General features: G+C 73.4%; 16 protein-coding genes and 1 pseudogene. 10 read left to right on the top strand and 7 right to left on the bottom strand.

The features are described from left to right. The first annotated feature begins 21 nt into the window (after nt 1-21). Nucleotides 22-768 (top strand): class I SAM-dependent methyltransferase, encoded by a 747-nt coding sequence (locus ABTY04_RS11450; RefSeq protein ID WP_352213135.1) that lies wholly within the window; start codon nt 22-24, stop codon nt 766-768. A 116-nt stretch (nt 769-884) separates the two neighbouring features. Here the strand turns inward: ABTY04_RS11450 and ABTY04_RS11445 are convergent. Further along, a pseudogene (locus ABTY04_RS11445) lies at nt 885-1,067 on the bottom strand (phospholipase); the annotation flags it as partial. Between the two features lie 299 nt (nt 1,068-1,366). Here ABTY04_RS11445 and ABTY04_RS11440 point away from each other — a divergent pair. Next, nucleotides 1,367-1,891, top strand: a complete 525-nt coding sequence (locus ABTY04_RS11440) for a YbbD-related protein (RefSeq protein ID WP_352213134.1) — start codon at nt 1,367-1,369, stop codon at nt 1,889-1,891. Between the two features lie 46 nt (nt 1,892-1,937). Here the strand turns inward: ABTY04_RS11440 and ABTY04_RS11435 are convergent, their stop codons facing one another. Further along, nucleotides 1,938-2,705 (bottom strand): alpha/beta fold hydrolase, encoded by a 768-nt coding sequence (locus tag ABTY04_RS11435; protein WP_352213133.1) that lies wholly within the window; start codon nt 2,703-2,705, stop codon nt 1,938-1,940. A gap of 78 nt (nt 2,706-2,783) precedes the next feature. Between ABTY04_RS11435 and ABTY04_RS11430 the strand changes: the two genes are divergently transcribed. Next, nucleotides 2,784-3,476 (top strand): 4'-phosphopantetheinyl transferase family protein, encoded by a 693-nt coding sequence (locus ABTY04_RS11430; RefSeq protein ID WP_352213235.1) that lies wholly within the window; start codon nt 2,784-2,786, stop codon nt 3,474-3,476. Between the two features lie 111 nt (nt 3,477-3,587). On the opposite strand, the gene ABTY04_RS11425 is transcribed toward ABTY04_RS11430, so the two are convergent. Next, entirely contained in the window at nt 3,588-3,899 is a 312-nt protein-coding gene (locus ABTY04_RS11425; RefSeq protein ID WP_352213132.1) for a hypothetical protein, read from the bottom strand. Nucleotides 3,900-3,920: 21 nt separating this feature from the next. On the opposite strand from ABTY04_RS11425, the gene ABTY04_RS11420 reads away from it, so the two are divergent. The 4 genes from ABTY04_RS11420 to ABTY04_RS11405 all read left to right on the top strand — a co-directional run bounded on the left by ABTY04_RS11420 (nt 3,921) and on the right by ABTY04_RS11405 (nt 8,377). Beyond that, the gene (locus ABTY04_RS11420; protein ID WP_352213131.1) at nt 3,921-4,334 is read left to right on the top strand and encodes a GNAT family N-acetyltransferase; all 414 of its coding nucleotides are present in this window, start codon (nt 3,921-3,923) and stop codon (nt 4,332-4,334) included. A gap of 78 nt (nt 4,335-4,412) precedes the next feature. Further along, nucleotides 4,413-5,606 carry a S8 family peptidase gene (locus ABTY04_RS11415; RefSeq protein ID WP_352213130.1) on the top strand — a complete coding sequence of 398 codons (1,194 nt, stop codon included), beginning with the start codon at nt 4,413-4,415 and terminating at the stop codon, nt 5,604-5,606. A 329-nt stretch (nt 5,607-5,935) separates the two neighbouring features. After that, entirely contained in the window at nt 5,936-7,228 is a 1,293-nt protein-coding gene (locus ABTY04_RS11410) for a hypothetical protein (protein WP_352213129.1), read from the top strand. A gap of 114 nt (nt 7,229-7,342) precedes the next feature. Continuing rightward, nucleotides 7,343-8,377, top strand: a complete 1,035-nt coding sequence (locus tag ABTY04_RS11405; RefSeq protein WP_352213128.1) for a WxL protein peptidoglycan domain-containing protein — start codon at nt 7,343-7,345, stop codon at nt 8,375-8,377. A 114-nt stretch (nt 8,378-8,491) separates the two neighbouring features. Here the strand turns inward: ABTY04_RS11405 and ABTY04_RS11400 are convergent, their stop codons facing one another. From ABTY04_RS11400 to iolC, 4 genes are read right to left on the bottom strand one after another with little or no spacing between them, the layout of a single operon-like run. Next, the gene (locus tag ABTY04_RS11400) at nt 8,492-9,991 is read right to left on the bottom strand and encodes a CoA-acylating methylmalonate-semialdehyde dehydrogenase (protein WP_352213127.1); all 1,500 of its coding nucleotides are present in this window, start codon (nt 9,989-9,991) and stop codon (nt 8,492-8,494) included. 13 nt (nt 9,992-10,004) lie between these two features. Continuing rightward, complete coding sequence (gene iolD, locus ABTY04_RS11395) at nt 10,005-11,873, bottom strand: 3D-(3,5/4)-trihydroxycyclohexane-1,2-dione acylhydrolase (decyclizing) (RefSeq protein ID WP_352213126.1); 1,869 nt, start codon at nt 11,871-11,873, stop codon at nt 10,005-10,007. Next, the gene (gene iolB, locus ABTY04_RS11390; protein ID WP_352213234.1) at nt 11,870-12,712 is read right to left on the bottom strand and encodes a 5-deoxy-glucuronate isomerase; all 843 of its coding nucleotides are present in this window, start codon (nt 12,710-12,712) and stop codon (nt 11,870-11,872) included. Before iolB ends, iolD begins: the two co-directional genes overlap by 4 nt. 20 nt (nt 12,713-12,732) lie before the next feature. Then, a complete protein-coding gene (iolC, locus tag ABTY04_RS11385; RefSeq protein WP_352213233.1) occupies nt 12,733-13,644 on the bottom strand; it encodes a 5-dehydro-2-deoxygluconokinase in 912 nt (303 codons plus the stop codon). 80 nt (nt 13,645-13,724) lie between these two features. Between iolC and ABTY04_RS11380 the strand changes: the two genes are divergently transcribed. The 3 genes from ABTY04_RS11380 (at nt 13,725) to ABTY04_RS11370 (ending at nt 16,121) form a co-directional block, all read left to right on the top strand. Beyond that, nucleotides 13,725-14,639, top strand: a complete 915-nt coding sequence (locus ABTY04_RS11380; protein ID WP_352213125.1) for a sugar phosphate isomerase/epimerase family protein — start codon at nt 13,725-13,727, stop codon at nt 14,637-14,639. A 20-nt stretch (nt 14,640-14,659) separates the two neighbouring features. Further along, complete coding sequence (locus ABTY04_RS11375) at nt 14,660-15,670, top strand: Gfo/Idh/MocA family protein (protein ID WP_352213124.1); 1,011 nt, start codon at nt 14,660-14,662, stop codon at nt 15,668-15,670. A gap of 250 nt (nt 15,671-15,920) precedes the next feature. Beyond that, a complete protein-coding gene (locus ABTY04_RS11370; protein ID WP_352213123.1) occupies nt 15,921-16,121 on the top strand; it encodes a helix-turn-helix transcriptional regulator in 201 nt (66 codons plus the stop codon). Nucleotides 16,122-16,129 lie beyond the last annotated feature (8 nt).

Genomic DNA, 16,129 nt, shown 5'->3' with positions numbered 1-16,129 from the left:
CGGGTCGCCGACCATGGGGGCATGACGACCGGATCCCATGACCGTGCCCGCTCGTTCAGCTCGGCGGCCGGGCGCTACGCCGACCACCGGCCCTCGTACCCGCCCGCGCTCCTCGACGCCGTGGAGGAGCTCGCCGGCTTCGCACTGCCCGGGGCCAGTGTCGGCGATGTCGGCGCGGGCACCGGTATCGCGACCGCCCTGCTGCACGCCCGCGGGGCCCGGGTCGTGGCGGTCGAGCCGGGTGAGGGGATGGCTGCGGAGTTCCGCCGCCGCAACCCGCGGGTGCCGCTCGTACGCGGGGACGGCAACCGGCTGCCGTTCGCTTCGGGTTCCCTCGATCTGCTGACGTACTCGCAGTCGTGGCACTGGACCGACCCGGCCCGTTCCGTTCCCGAGGCGCTGCGCGTGCTGCGCCCCGGCGGGGCGCTGGCCGTCTGGTCGAACGACCCGGACGTCGGTATCGAGTGGATCGCCGATCAGCAGGCGCGGATCGAGAAGAGCTTCGGCCCCGGCTGGTACATCAACGAACGCGCCCGTTCGCAGGGCGGTGTGCGGTTCCGGACCCGGCTGCTGCGCTGGTCGCGCCGGATCCCCGTCGACGCCCATCTGGCCAAGCTGTCCACGCACTCCCTCTTCCTGATCGGCGAACCCGGCACGGACGCCTTCCTCGCCGCGGAGCGCGAGCGGTTGTACGCGCTGTTCCCGGACGGCCGGCTGGAGGAGCACTACGTGGTCGACCTGAGCGTCGCCGTCCGCCCGACGGCATGACCGGTCCCGCCCGACGGGGGTGGCGGGCGGGACCGGAGATCAAGGGACCGGGACCGGTCACGGGACGGTTCAGGCGGCGGGTGCGTCCTGCGGGGAGACACCGAAGGCCTTGACGGCGCCGCCCAATTGGCCTGGTTGCCGCGTGCGGCGGTCCAGGCGTTGTAGCTGGCGGCACTGGTCTGCGTCCAGCTGCCGAGGACCTGGGGCTTGTCGGCCGGGGCCGCCGACGCGGGGGACGCGAAGACGAGGACACCGGCCGCTGCGGCCGATGTGAGGACGGAAACGAGACGACGGCGCATGGCATTCCTCCGGAACGGGGGTGGGGGGACCGCCCGGGGTAACCCTTGGTACGGCGTCGGGTTCCACCCTCGGCGCACGTCCTATCGCCGCCCCTTAACGCCGCTGGAACCGTGGCTCACCGTCCCTGGTGCCGGGTTGGCGGGCGGGTCGGGCCGCGCCCCGCGGCCGGTTGCCCTGCGGGAGGTGCCGGTGGCGGGGCCGGCCCTCAGGTAGGACACGGCATCAGACTTCCGGCAGATACCGGATTCGTCCTGCGGAGGGACGCGCAAGGGGTGCGCCGCAGGCGAGACTGGACCACATGAACCGCCGTCCCCTCGTCATCGCCGCCGCCACTGTGGGAGTCGTCGCCACGGCTGCCTTCGCGCTGCCCAATCTCCCGCCCAACCCGTTGACCGACTCCATCAACGACCGGGTCTTCAAGGAGAAGAGCAGGCACTTCGCCACCGCGGCCGACGCGCCTACCCGCGGCAACCAGGCCTTCACGCTGCCGTCCTGGGTACCCAAGGACGCCACCGACATACGCATACACGCGCGTACCAACGGCGAGGCCAGGCTGATCCGCTTCACGCTCGGAGCGACCCCGCTGGACGGACCTCAGTGCACCGCCGGCACGCCGAAGGACCTGGGCGGGCGGCAGTTGAACGCCAAGTGGTGGCCGCACGGCACCCGGGCCGAGGAGCGGCCCGAGTGCCGGGACGTCTACCAGTACCAGGTCGCGGTGCGCGGCAAGCGGGTCTTCGCGTGGACCGACGGCACGCCCTCGCCGGGGTCGAAGGCGCAGGACGGCACCCCGGCGACGGCCCACGCACGCAGCCACGGCTAGATCGGGCTCGGGCCTGGGTTCGGGCTCGGGCTCGGGTCGGGTTCGGTCAGCGGGCCAGTGCGGTCGCGGCGGCTTCGGCGAAGGCCTCCGGGTTGTCGAGCATGATGTTGTGCCCGCAGTCCGGGACAGCGGTGACGGACACCCCGGCGGCCTCCAGAGCCTCGGCCCCGGCCAGCGGCCCGTCAGCCTCGGGCAGCAGGTAGCTGCGCGGGATCTTCAGCTCCAGCAGCAGCTCGCGCATGGTCGGCGTGGTGCCGGCCGCGAGGTGTACGGCAGTGCGGTGCAGGGCGGTTCGGTCCGCCAGGCGCATGGTGGACCACCAGTGCGCGCCGACCCGGTCGCGCACCTCGGCCCAGCCGCCGGCCAGGAACTCCTCCTCGGTGTAGGAGGCGATGCCGCTGCTGCCCGCGGTGCGGGGGACGACCGGCACCGGGTCCAGATTGGCGTCGACCAGTACCAGCCTGGAGACCAGCCGAGGGTGGCGGTGGGCGAGCACGATGGCCACGGCGCCGCCCATGCTGTGGGCGATCAGCTCGGCTCCGGTGACGCCGGCCGCGTCGAGAGCGGTGGCCAGGGTGTCGGCGTGCGCCTCCAGGGTGTACGGGAAGTCCCCGGGCCTGTCGCTGTGCCCGTGCCCCAGCAGGTCGACCAGCAGCGAACGGCGGCCCGCCAGCAGCGGGTGCACGGCGCTCGCCGCGAAGTAGGCGGGCGACGTCGACCCCAGCCCGTGCACGTACACGCGGGCGGGCTCCTCCCCGGGCAGCTCGACCCAGCGGATCCGGTCATCTTGCGGCGTGACGGCGGCACTTCGCATGCATGTCTCCCTTGATCGACGAGAGGACGAGGGTAACCAGGCCGCCTCGAACCCCTGGTCTACCCTCGTCGGGTGAGTATGTACGTGAACCGGCTCGGCGAGGACCTGCCGCGGACCGGCGAGATCCCGGCGGGGCCGGCTGTGGCGGTGTGGTCCCTGGACACCACCCTCGACGTGGTCGGCGGCCACCGGGTCGACCAGGCGACGGCAATCCTGGACGCATCCGAACGAGAGCGCGCCGAACGGCTGTTGCGGGCCGGGGACCGGCACCGGTACCTCGCCTCCCACGTGGGGCTGCGGGTGCTGCTCGGCGGCTACCTGGGGCTGGCCCCGCAGGACGTCCGCCTGGTCCGGGAGGACTGCCCGTGCTGCGACGGCCCGCACGGGCGGCCGGCGGTGGCGGGCGGCGCAGTGCAGTTCTCGCTCTCGCACAGCGACGACCTGGCGTACCTCGCGTTCGCGGAGGTGCCGGTCGGGGTCGATGTGGAGGGGATCCCGAGCGCGGCGGCGGTCCGGGACGTGCTGAACGTCCTGCATCCGGCGGAGACCGCGGAGCTCTCCGCGCTGCCCGTGGAGCAGCGGCGGGAGGCGCTGGCCCGCCTGTGGTCGCGCAAGGAGGCCTACTTCAAGGGCACGGGCACCGGCCTGGCCGAGGGCCTGGCCGAACCGTACGTCGGATCGGGCCCCGACCCGGCCCCCGTCCCCGGCTGGCGGCTGACGGACCTCCCGGCCCCGCCGGCCTACGCGGCGGCACTGGCCCTGCGCACCTGACCCGCCCGCCCGAAACCGTTGATCGCGGGCCCGGTGGGCCCGGTCGCTCCGGAGCCGGTCACCCCGGACCCGGTGGCCCCGGACCGCGGTCGGCAGGCACCCTGCGGGGCGTCAGGCGGTCCGGGCCGCGCGGGTTGCCGCGGCCGCGCTCAAGGCCGGCCACAGCGGCGGGAGCCAGGCCTCCACCGCGGAGGCCGTGGGCAGCCCCGGGGGCACGGCGTCGTGGAGGGACGCCGTCTCCGGCTCCGCGGTCCGGTGGTGCGTCAGGATCCGCGGCTCCCCCGGGCCCGGCGCGGCCGCCAGCACCGCCCCCACCGCCAGGCCGCCCGCCGCCAGCGCCTCGTACGCGAGTGCGAGGGCCCGCCGTACGGGCTCCGCAGCGGTCCGCCACGCCGCGTCGAAATCAAGGTCGCCACTCGTCACACGCCCATTATCGTGACCGCCATGGACATCCGCCCTGCCCGTACCGTCGCCGAACTCCAGGCCGCGGAGGGGCTCTTCGACGGCCCCGCCCGACTCGACTGGTCCGAACGCTTCCTCTCCGCGCCGGGACACCTGATGCTCATCGCCTACGTCGACGGCATCCCCGCCGGCATGGTCTCCGGGGTCGAGATGAACCACCCCGACAAGGGCACGGAGATGTGCCTGTACGAGCTCTCCGTCGACGAGGGCTACCGGCGCCGCGGCATCGGCCGCGCACTGACCGAGGCCCTCGCCGACGAGGCCAAGGCACGCGGCTGCCACGGCATGTGGGTGGGGGTCGACACCGGCAACGAGGCGGCCCTCGCCACCTACGCCGCCGCCGGCTCCCGCGACGAGGGCGTCTTCGCCATGCGCGGCTGGCCCCTCTCCGGCTAATCCGTCCGGCGGCGTGTCGTGCGCCCACTCGGCGCACCCTCCGTGCGCCCGGACCGTGCCTCCCCGAGCATCGGCCGCATGACCCCACTCACCGCGCTGCTCCCGGCCGCCGCCCTGCTGGCGGCGGCCACCGCCCTGCCGCCGCACCCCGCGCTCGCCGCCGCCGGCCGCTCCGACGCCGCCACCGCCCCGTACGTCGTGGTCCTCAAGGACACCGCCTCCCGTGCCCCGGTCCGGGCGCTGGCCGCCGAGGCAGCGCGCTCGGGCGACCGGGTGGGGGCCGTCTACGACACCGCCCTCAGCGGCTTCGCCGTCCGCACCACCGCCGCCCGAGCCGCCGCGCTCGCCTCCGACCCCCGGGTGGCCTCGGTGGAGCCGGACACCGAGTTCCGGATCAGCGACACGCAGGACCCGGCGCCGTGGACCCTGGACCGGATCGACCAGCGCGAGCTCCCGCTCGACGGCTCGTACACGTACGCCACGACCGCGCAGGGGGTCACCGCGTACGTCGTGGACACCGGGATCAACACCGGCCACCAGGAGTTCGGGGGCCGGGCCCGCGTCGGCTACAACGGAGTGTTCCTGGAGAGCTCCACGGACTGCAACGGTCACGGCACCCACGTCGCGGGCACCCTGGGCGGGGCGACGTACGGGGTGGCGAAGGGGGTGTCCCTCGTCGGCGTGAAGGTCGCCAACTGCAAGGGTTCGTCGACCCTGACGACCATCCTGGGCGGCCTGGAGTGGATGGTGAAGGACGCCGCCGCGGCCCCCGGCACCCCCGCCGTGGCCAACATGAGCATGGGCGGCACCCGCAGCCACGCCCTGGACACGGCGGTGACGCGGGCCGTCGCCGCCGGGATCACCTTCACCGCCGCCGCCGGCAACGACGCCGACGACGCCTGCACCGGCTCCCCCGCGGCCGTTCCCGCGGCGGTCACGGTCGGCGCGGCCGACGCCGCGGACCAGTGGGCTCCCTTCTCCGGTCACGGCAGCTGCGTGGACCTCGTGGCGCCCGGTGTGTCCGTCACCTCGGCCTGGAAGGGCTCGGAGACCGCCCTCGCCCGCTCCTCCGGCACCTCCATGGCGGCCCCGCACGCGGCGGGCGTCGCCGCGCTGATCCTCGCGGAGGGCATCGCGGAGGGCGGTACGGCGAAGACCCCCGCCGAGGTCTCCGCCGCGCTGGTGCAGAGCGCCCTGCCGGACCGCCTCACCGGGGTCCCGGCCGGCACCGCCAACCTGCTGCTGCACGCCCCGGCGGCCGGCCCGGCGTGATCCGGCAGGCAGGCCCCGGCGGCCCGCCCCGCCGGGCAACCGGCCCGCCCCGCCGGGCAGCCGCCCCGCCCGGCCGGTCCCGCTCCTGCGGCGACGACCCGGTCACCGGATGACCTGGTCGGTCGCCTGCCGGCATCCCACCCATCACACCCGCCCCGCACCCCGGAGGACCCGGCCTGATGGGACATCAATTTCTGTGCGCTTCGGGCGAAAGCAAGTCATTGACTTCTCATCACCGCGACGCGTCAATGTCGGCCACCGCACCGGCTCGGCCTCCCCCACACAGCGGGTGGGGGGAGGGGTTCGTCTGACGAAGGAGTCGCGACCCAGTGAGTACAACGTTCCGACGAAGAGTTCTGGCCGGGGTGGGCGCCCTGTCCCTCGCGCTGACGGGCGGCGTGGTGGGGCTGGCCGGCACCGCTCAGGCGGCGACCGTGACCACCCCCGTCTTCGAGAACTGCGACGCCCCGGCACCGCAGCCGGACGGTTCGGGCAATCAGAACTACACGATCACCCTGCCCGGCCAGGCGAAGGCCGGCGACGTCGTCCCGATCACGATCGACCCGGGTGCGAGCCCGCTGATCCCCGGCTTCTCCGTCACGACGGTGAACACCACCAAGATCACCTTCAAGGTGGGCGCGACCACCCAGGTGGTCACCAGCCCGCCCGAGACAGTCAGCGTCGTCGCCGGCACCCCGCTCGACCCGAAGGCCTTCTCCGGAACCATCAAGATCCCGGACGGCACCGAGGGCACCACGGTCGACGTCAAGCTCGACCTGGCGGTCACCGACGCGGACCTCAGCGGTTCCGTCTTCACCACGACCTGCACCCCGGCGCCCCGGCCGAGCGCCACCCTCGGCTCGGTCGCCGTCGAGGCCCTGCCGAAGGACCCGGTCACCACCAAGCTGACGCCCAACAGCGGCAAGGCCGGTACGGCCGTCGTCGTGAACGGCGCCAACTTCCCGGCCGGCCCGGTCACCTGCTCCGCCCTCCTCGCAGGGGCGGCTACCGGTGACACCGGCACCGGTACGGCGGACGCGACCGGCGCCGCGACCTGCAACATCACCGTCACCAAGAAGGCGGACGCGCTCCGGATCGACGGCTCGGTCACCCCGTACAAGTCCTTCGTGTACCTGGAGGAACAGGCGGGCGTGAAGAACCCGGTCGACATCGAGGTCCTCCCCGGCCCGCTGGCGCTCGGCCCGAAGGACGGCCAGCCGGCCGTCGCCTTCCCCTCGGTCACCATCAACGGCAAGGCGCAGTCGGTGGTGGGCGTGTTCAATGCCGCGACCGTCCAGGACTTCCGCGGCGGCACCCTCGGCTGGGACGTGACGGCGACCCGTACGCCGTTCCTGAACCAGGCGACCGGCCACTCGATGGCGAAGGCGCAGATCGGCATCCAGCCGTCCTGCACCGTGACCAACCCGGACAGCCCGAGCACCTGCACCGCGGGCACGCCCGGCGCGATCTCCGCGACCCCGATGAAGGTGGCCTCGCAGGCCGCCGGCGGGGACGAGCTGACCGGTGGTGAGTTCGCCGTGGGCGGCGCCGGGATGATCCAGCTCCCGCCGTTCATGTTCGCCGACACCTACCAGACGGTCGTCACCTTCTCGATCGCCTGACCCGGCAGGAGCAGCGCAACCCAGGGTGGTGCGGCGCCACGGCGCCGCACCACCCCTTCGCCGTCGCCCCCGCCGCATGGAACCCGCCTCCCCGCGCCGACTGGAGAACCGCCCATGCGCCCCCGTCCCAGCCCCCGCACCTTCGCGTACGGTCCGCTCCTCGCCCTGTTGCTGCTGGTCGCGGGCCTGCTGCTGCCGGCCGCGACGGCGACGGCCGCGGACAACGGCGCCTGGGGAGTGTTCCCGACGCCTCCGGCAGGCGCCCCGATGACCGACCGCGGCTACTTCTTCCACCAGGGCGCCGCCGGGACCACGGTCAGCGACAGCGTGACGATCCTGAACTCCTCCGGCAAAGAGCTGACCTTCCAGGTCTTCGCCACCGACGCGGTGAACACCCCGGCGGGCGGCGCCTTCGCGCTGCTGCCGGTGGACCAGAAGCCCAAGGACGTGGGCGCGTGGATCGCGCTGCCGCCCGAGGCCGCGACCACGGTGACCGTGCCGCCCAAGGGCCGCAAGGACATTCCGTTCACCGTGAAGGTCCCGCAGGACGCGACGCCCGGCGACCACGTCGGCGGGATCGTCGCCCTCAACACCGCCGTGGAGGGCATCCGGCAGGAGGGCAAGGTCCAGGTCGGCGTGAAGCGGCAGGTCGGCTCCCGGCTGTACTTCCGGGTACCGGGGCCGGTGACACCGGGGTTGAGTGTGGAGGACGTGAAGGTCAGCCGGTCCGCGCCGCTGCTGCCGTGGGTCGGGCAGGCCCGCGCCACGGTCTCGTACACGCTGGTCAACCGGGGCAACGTGGTCGTCGAGCCCAAGGTGGCGGTGTCCGCCGAGGGGCTGTTCGGCCGCACGGTGCTGGACCGGCCGGCCCGCGAGCTGAAGCTGGTCCTGCTGCCCGGCCGGCGGATCGTGCTGACCGAACCGTGGGCGGACGCACCGCAGTCGGACTGGGTCACCGTACGGGTCTCGGCCGGCGCGACGGCCCATCCGGACCTGGCCTCGGCCTCCGAGGCGGAGTTCGTCGCCGTGCCCTGGCCCGCCGTCGGCATCCTGCTGGTGCTGGTGGGCGCCGCCCTCACCGCGGTGGTCCTGCGGCGCCGCAGCGGACTTGGCCGGAATCCGCTGACCGGCGAGGGTGTCCCCGGGTGACGTCGTCCGTCTGTTCCGGACGGAGCTCGCCCCCCGCGTGAGGGTTGCGGGGGGGCGAGCCGGTCCTGAGGTCCTACGGGCGTCGAACGCGGGCCCCGGCGGGCCCGCCCGGGGTCAGTGGTTGCGCGGGAAGCCCAGGTCCACGCCGGCCGGGGCCTCGGACGGATCGGGCCAGCGGGTCGTGACGACCTTGCCACGGGTGTAGAAGTGGATGCCGTCGTTCCCGTAGATGTGGTGGTCACCGAAGAGCGAGTCCTTCCAGCCACCGAAGGAGTGGTAGCCCACCGGCACCGGGATCGGCACGTTGACGCCGACCATGCCGGCCTCGATCTCCAGCTGGAAGCGGCGGGCGGCGCCGCCGTCGCGGGTGAAGATCGCCGTGCCGTTGCCGAACGGCGAGGCGTTGATGAGCGCCACGCCCTCCTCGTAGGTCTCGGCGCGCAGCACGCACAGCACGGGCCCGAAGATCTCGTCGCGGTAGGCGTCGGAGTCGGTCTTGACGTTGTCCAGCAGCGAGAGGCCGATCCAGTGGCCCTTCTCGAAGCCGCCGACCGTGTAACCCGTACCGTCCAGGACCACGTCCGCGCCCTGGTCGGCCGCGCCCTTCACGTACGAGGCGACCTTGTCGCGGTGGGCGGCCGTGATCAGCGGGCCCATGTCGGAGGTCGGGTCGTTGCCCGGGCCGATCTTGATCTTCTCGGCGCGCTCGCGGATCTTCTCGACCAGCTCGTCGCCGATGGAGCCGACCGCGACGACCGCCGAGATCGCCATGCAGCGCTCGCCGGCCGAGCCGTAGGCGGCCGAGACCGCCGCGTCGGCGGCCGCGTCCAGGTCGGCGTCCGGCAGCACCAGCATGTGGTTCTTGGCGCCGCCCAGCGCCTGGACCCGCTTGCCGTTGGCGGAGGCGGTGGTGTGGATGTGGCGGGCGATCGGCGTCGAGCCGACGAAGGAGACGGCCGCGATGCCCGGGTGGGCGAGCAGCGCGTCGACCGCGGCCTTGTCACCGTGGACGACGTTGAGGACACCGTCCGGCAGGCCGGCCTCGGACGCCAGCTCGGCCAGCTTGTTGGCGGCCGACGGGTCCTTCTCGCTCGGCTTGAGGATGAAGGTGTTTCCGCAGGCCACGGCCAGCGGGAACATCCACATCGGCACCATCGCCGGGAAGTTGAACGGGGTGATGCCCGCGACCACGCCGAGCGGCTGACGGATGGCGGCGACGTCGACCTGGTTCGAGACGGAGGTCGACAGCTCGCCCTTGAGCTGCGTGGTGATCCCGCAGGCCAGCTCGACGATCTCCAGGCCGCGCGCGACCTCGCCCAGCGCGTCCGAGTGGACCTTGCCGTGCTCGGCGGTGATCAGCTCGGCGATGGCGTCGCGGTTGGCGTCCAGCAGGGCGCGGTAGGCGAACAGCACCTTGGTGCGGGCGGCCAGCGAGGACTGGCCCCAGGTCCGGAACGCCTCCTGCGCAACCCGTACGGCCGCGTCGACCTCGTCGGCCGACGCAAGGGCGACCTGCGTGGTGACCTCGCCGGTGGCCGGGTCGGTGACCGGGCCATAGTTGCCCGACGCGCCCTCGACGGTCTTGCCACCGATCCAGTGGTTGACGGTCTTCATTGCCTTTGCTCCTTCACAGATGGCGACGTCGCTGCGCGGCTTGCCGGTCGTACTCTTCGCGGGCCGCGTTCGCCGACGCACGGGTCGCGGTCTCGGCCACAGGAACATCCCACCACGCCTGCGCCGGGGGCGGGCCCGACACAGTGTCGGGTGTTCGGGTCTGTGCGTAGACACATGTGGGGCGGTCCGCCTCACGCGCTTCGGCGAGGGCTTTCCGCAGGTCACCGATGGTGCGGGTGCGGATCACGGCCATCCCGAGGGAGGCGGCGTTGGCCGCGAGGTCCACCGGCAGGGGCGCTCCGGTGTACGAACCGTCGTCCGCGCGGAAGCGGTACGCGGTCCCGAAGCCCTCCCCGCCCACGGCCCCGGAAAGACCGCCGATGGAGGCGTAGCCGTGGTTGTCGAGGATCACCACCTTGATCGGGACGCCCTCCTGGACGGCCGTGACGATCTCGGTCGGGTTCATCAGGTACGTCCCGTCGCCGACCAGCGCCCACACCGGGCGGCCGGGGGCGGCGAGCGCGATGCCGATCGCCGCCGGGATCTCGTATCCCATGCAGGAGTAGCCGTACTCCACGTGGTACTGGTCGGCCGAGCGGGCCCGCCACAGCTTGTGCAGGTCGCCGGGAAGGGAGCCGGCGGCGTTGATCAGGATGTCGTCGGCGCCGACCAGCTCGTCGAGCAGCCCGAGCACCTGGGCCTGCGTCGGGGCGGCGTCCTCGTCGGGGGCCGCCCAGGCCTGGTCGACCAGGCGCTCCCAGCTCCGTTTCTTCTCTTTGTACGTCGTCTCGTACGCGGGGTCCACGCGGTACCCGGAAGCCGCGTCCCGGAGGTCTTCCAGGCCCACCCGCGCATCGCAGACCAGCGGCCGGGCGGCGAGCTTGTGGGCGTCGTACGGGTCGAGGTTGAGACCGAGGAACCGGACGGCGGGATTCTGGAACAGGGTCGCCGAGGCGGTGGTGAAGTCCGTCAGCCGGGTCCCGGCGGCGATGACCAGGTCGGCGCCGCGGGCCAGCTCGTCGGCGGCGGCCGTCCCAGTGTGCCCGATGCCGCCGACATCGGCGGGGTGGTCGTGCGGGAGCACCCCCTTGCCCGCCTGTGTGGAGGCGACCGGGATCCCGGTGGCCTCGGCGAATTCCGCCAGTGCGGCCTGGGCCGCGCTGTGCCGGATCCCGCCGCCGGCGATGATCAGCGGGCGCGCGGAGCTCCGTACGGCCGTGGCGGCCGCGGCGAGCTCGTCCCGGTCGGGCCGGGGCCGGCGCACGCCCCACACGCGCTCGGCGAAGAACTCGGGCGGCCAGTCGTACGCCTCGGCCTGGACGTCCTGAGGCAGCGCCAGGGTCACCGCGCCGGTCTGCACGGGGTCGGTGAGCACCCGCACGGCCTGGAGGGCGGCCGGGATCAGGGCCTCGGGGCGGGTGATCCGGTCGAAGTGGCGGGAGACGGGCCGCAGGGTGTCGTTGACGGAGAGGTCGCCCGCGTACGGCAGTTCCAGCTGTTGCAGCACGGGATCGGCGGGCCGGGTGGCGAAGGTGTCGCCGGGCAGGAGGAGCACGGGGATCCGGTTGATGGTGGCGAGGGCGGCCCCCGTGACGAGGTTGGTGGCGCCGGGGCCGATCGACGTGGTGACGGCGTGGGCCGAGAGCCGCCCGCGCTGGCGGGCGTACCCGACGGCGGCGTGGACCATGGCCTGCTCGTTGCGCCCCTGGAGGAACGGCATCTCGCGCGGGCCGCTCTCCAGGAGGGCCTGCCCGATGCCGGCGACGTTCCCGTGCCCGAAGATCCCCCAGGTGGCGGCGATCAGCCGGTGGCGGCGGCCGTCGCGTTCGGTGTACTGGCGGGCCAGGAAGCGGACGAGGGCCTGCGCGACGGTGAGCCTCATCGGGTCTCGTCCTCCGCTCGGTGGAAGGGCAGCCGGGGGTCGACGTCCTGGCCGGGCCAGGTGTCCCGGATCCAGGCGTGGTCGGGGTGGTCCCGGATCAGCCACTCCCGGGGCGGGCCCGGGGGTCCGGCCATGACGTTGAGGTAGTACATGTCGTGCCCGGGCGCGGCGATGGACGGCCCGTGCCAGCCGTCCGGGATGAGCACCGCGTCCCCGGTCCTCACCTCGGTGAGGATGTCGGTCTTCCCGGCGGGGGAAGGGGTGACACGCTGGTAGCCGAGGCCGGGGATGTCCCCGTGCGGGGCGATCTCGAAGTAGTAGATCTCTTCGAGGCGGGACTCCCGGCCGGGGTCGAACTCGTCGTGCTTGTGGGGCGGGTACGAGGACCAGTTCCCCCCTGGGGTGAGTACCTCGACGGCAATGAGGCGGTCGCAGTCGAAGGCGCCCGCGGCGGCGAAGTTGCTGACCTGGCGGGAGCAGTGGCCCGCGCCGCGCAGCTCGACGGGGACGTCCCGGGCCGGCCCGTACCGGGCCGGGAGGACCGCTTCGCACCGTGCCCCGATGAGCGCGAACCGCCCCCCTGCGGCGGAGCCGATCTCGGCTTCCGCGTCCCGGGGAAGGTAGGCGAAGTCGCTGACCCCGCCGAACACGTCGGTGCGTCCGTGCAGTTCGAACACCGTGGGGGCACGGCGGCCCGGACCCGCCTGCGTCCGGGGCTCCGCGCAGCGGACCGTGCACCCCCCGGCCAGCGGAAGGACGATCCACTCGTGGTCCGCGCACGGGTGCGCGTACGCCTCTCCCGGGGCGAGCTGCAGCACCCGCAGCGCGGTGAACTCCATCTCGTGCGATGCGGTCAGGGTCACGGCTCCAGCACCTCTTCCACTTCCTTGGCGTACGGCATAGCCGATGAACACGCGAGGCGCGAGGCGACGATCGCCCCGGCCGCGTTCGCGTACCGCAGCACCCGCTCCAGCTCCCAGCCCGCCAGCAGGCCGTGGCACAGCGCGCCGCCGAACGCGTCCCCGGCTCCCAGTCCGTTCACCACCTCCACCGGTACCGGCGCGGCTTCCGCCACCGTTCCGTCCCGCCTCATCGCCAGTACCCCGTCCGGCCCCCGTTTCACCACGGCCAGCTCCACCCCGGCCGCCAGCAGCGCCCGCGCGGCGGCCCACGGTTCGCACTCGCCGGTCGCGATCGCGCACTCCTGCACGTTGCCGACCGCCACCGTGGCGAGGCCCAGCGCCCGCGCGTACGCGTCCCCCGGCTCCTCCTCCCACAGCATCGGCCTCCAGTCGAGGTCGAACACCGTGATCCCGGACTTGGCGCGGGCCTCCAGCGCGGCCAGGGTCGCGGACCGGCTCGGCTGCGCGCTCAGGCCCGTCCCCGTCATCCAGAACACCCGCGCGGCCCGCACGGCCGCCAGGTCCAGCTCCCCGGGCTCGATCTCCAGGTCGGGCGCCTTCGGCAGCCGGTAGAAGTAGAGGGGGAAGTCGTCCGGCGGGAAGATCTCGCAGAACGTCAGCGGGGTCGGGTACCGCGCCACCTCCCCCACCCACCGGTCGTCCACGCCGAACCCCCGCAGCTCGGCCCGCAGATAGGCTCCGAAGGGATCCGCCCCGGTCCGGGTGATCACCGCCACCCGCCGGCCCAACCGGGCCGCCGCGACGGCGACGTTGGTGGGCGAACCGCCCAGGAACTTGCCGAAGGTGTCCGCCTCCGCCAGCGCTACACCCGTTCTCAGCGGGTAGAGATCCACCCCGATCCGCCCCATCGTGATCAGGTCGAACGCGACATCGTCCGCGGTGGTCACAGGCAGTCCTCCCACTCGTCTCGCACCCTAAGGTGGCCGTCATGACGTCCTCCCCGCCCGCGTTGACCCGTATCCGCATCGGTTCGGCTCCGGATTCCTGGGGTGTCTGGTTCCCCGACGATCCGCTCCAGACCCCGTGGGAGCGATTCCTGGACGAGGTCGCGGACGCCGGGTACGAGTGGATCGAGCTCGGCCCGTACGGCTACCTCCCCACCGACCCCGCCCGCCTCGCCGAGGAGACCGCCGCACGGGGCCTGCGCGTCAGCGCCGGCACCGTCTTCACCGGACTCCATCACGGGCCCGCCGTCTGGGCGGACACCTGGGAGCACGTGTCGCGGATCGCGGCGCTCACGCAGGCCATGGGCGCCGGCCATCTCGTCGTCATTCCCTCGTTCTGGCGCGACGACAAGACCGGCGAGGTGCTGGAGGACCGCACGCTCACCCCCGAGGGATGGCGTGAACTGACCACGCAGACCGAGCGCCTGGGCCGCGAGGTCCTGGACCGGTACGGGCTGCGGATCGTCGTCCACCCGCATGCGGACACGCACATCGACACCCCGGAGAACGTGGCCCGCTTCCTGGACGCGACCGACCCGGACCTGGTCTCGCTGTGCCTGGACACCGGGCACTACGCCTACTGCGGCGGCGACAGCGTCCAGGCCGTCGAGACCTTCGCCGAGCGGATCGGCTACCTCCACCTCAAGCAGGTCGACCCGCGGATCCTCGCCGAAGTCGCCGCGGAGCAGCTGCCGTTCGGGCCGGCCGTGGCCCGCGGGGTGATGTGCGAGCCGCCGGCGGGGGTGCCGGCGCTGGAGCCGGTGCTCGCGGCCGCCGAGCGGCTCGGCGTGGACCTCTTCGCGATCGTGGAGCAGGACATGTACCCGTGTCCGCCCGACCGGCCGCTGCCCATCGCCCGCCGCACCCGCACCTACCTGCGCTCCTGCGGCGCCCGCTGACTCCCCGGAGGTAACACGACATGAGCACGCTGGGCATCGCCGTCATCGGAACGGGGAAGATGGGCTCCGACCACGTCCAACGGATCGGGCGGACGGTCGGCGGGGCGCGGGTGGTGGCCGTGGCCGACCCGGACGGGGACCGGGTGAAGGCGGTCGCGGCGGGGCTGGACGGCGCGGGCGCGTACACGGATCCGGCCGCCGCGATGGCCGCACCCGGAGTGCAGGCCGTACTGATCGCCTCCCCGGGCCCCGCCCACGAGGAGGCGATCCTGCACGCCCTCGGCCGGGGGTTGCCGGTGCTGTGCGAGAAGCCGCTGACCCCGGACCCGGCGGGGGCGCTGCGGGTGATGGAGGCGGAACAGCGGCTGGGCCGACGGCTGGTGCAGGTGGGGTTCATGCGGCGGTTCGACGCCGAGTACGAGCGGCTCAAAGAGCTGCTGGACGCGGGCGGGATCGGCCGGCCGCTGTTCCTGCACTGCCGGCACCGCAACGCGTCCTCGCCCTCGTTCTTCACCAGCGACATGCTGATCAGCGACTCCGTCGTGCACGAGGTCGACGCGGCGCGCTGGCTGCTGGGGCAGGAGATCACGGCCGTGTCCGTACTGTCCCCGACGCCCACCTCGGCGGCCCCCGAGGGGCTGCGCGATCCCCGGCTGGTCCTGCTGGAGACCTCGGGCGGAGCAATCGTCGACGTGGAGATCTTCGTCAACTGCGGATACGGCTACGAGGTGCGGTGCGAGGCGGTGGGCGAGTCGGGGAGCGCCCAGATCGGCGAGGGGCAGGCCATGGTCGTCCGGTCCGCGGGCCGGACGACCGGCGAGATCGCCCAGGACTTCACCGTGCGCTTCGCCGATGCCTACGACCGCCAGTTGCGGCGCTGGGTGGCCGCGGCCGCGCAGGGCCGGGTGGCCGGGCCCGACGCCTGGGACGGCTACGCGGCGGCCGCCGTCTCCGCGGCGGGACTCGCCGCCGCCCGCAGTGGCGTACGGACCCCGGTGGAGCTGGCGGAACGGCCCGCCCTGTACCGCTGAGCCGCCCTCCGCCCCCTGCCCCCGGGCCTGTCCGGGGGCACCCCTTGCGCCACATCTGTCACAGGTGTCGCCCTTGTGTCACGCATGTCCGCATTACATGACTTCTCGGTTACAGACGGTCAACAATCCCTCCCCCGCCTTCACCCTCCGTCGTTCTCCGGGAACAAACCGAGCGATCGTCTGTGTCCACGCGGCGGCTCCCCCGACGGCCTCCCGGCCGGCCCGCGCCGTGGACAAGGAGGTGTCGTCGATGAGCGACCGACAGCTGTGGTCGTACAAGGAGATCGCCGCCCACATCCGGGTCCAGCCGGACACGGTGCGCTCGTACCGCAAGCATGGACTGCTCCCCGCTCCCGACCACTCGGAAGGCGGCAAGCCCTACTGGTACGCCGACACGATCCGCGTCTGGGTGACCCGCCGCCCCGGCAACCGGGGCCGCCGCGAGGACTGACCCCCGCG

This window comes from Streptomyces sp. NPDC097981 (genome assembly GCF_040302565.1).
Taxonomy (GTDB): Bacteria; Actinomycetota; Actinomycetes; order Streptomycetales; family Streptomycetaceae; genus Streptomyces.
Note: the sequence above shows the minus strand (reverse complement) of the source record. Positions and strands in the feature narration are given on the sequence as shown.